The following is a 384-nucleotide window of genomic DNA, read 5'->3' on the forward strand; positions in this document are numbered from 1 at the left end:
TGAAACTAGCCTTTTTTATATTAGAACATGTCCAAACGCTTTCAATTGGACTGCATATTATATAAAATAACGGTATCCAAAAGGAGGTAATTAAGATAGAACAATGGCTTAACCTTATTGGGAATTTTGGCTTTCCTATTGTTGTTACTTTTTATCTTCTCTTACGCTTTGAAAAGAAAATAGATCATTTAACAGAAGCTATTAATAAAATAGCCACTATTATTGAAAAAGAACAGGACAAGCAATAAATAATCGATTTATAGGCTTATTTTTTAATTAATTTCTTAGTATGAATACTACCTAATAATTTGAGCAAACTACTCAAGATGCAATAGAGCATTATCAACATAACATCTATATTTCAACGACTAGGAAAACTACTGT

General features: G+C 28.4%; 1 protein-coding gene. It reads left to right on the top strand.

Annotated elements, in window-relative coordinates; translation table 11 throughout:
• Positions 1-116: 116 nt before the first annotated feature.
• Positions 117-248 carry a YvrJ family protein gene (locus SB717_RS34040; protein WP_306473037.1) on the top strand — a complete coding sequence of 44 codons (132 nt, stop codon included), beginning with the start codon at positions 117-119 and terminating at the stop codon, positions 246-248.
• Positions 249-384 lie beyond the last annotated feature (136 nt).

This window comes from Priestia sp. SIMBA_032 (assembly GCF_046535215.1).
Lineage (GTDB): Bacteria > Bacillota > Bacilli > Bacillales > Bacillaceae_H > Priestia > Priestia aryabhattai.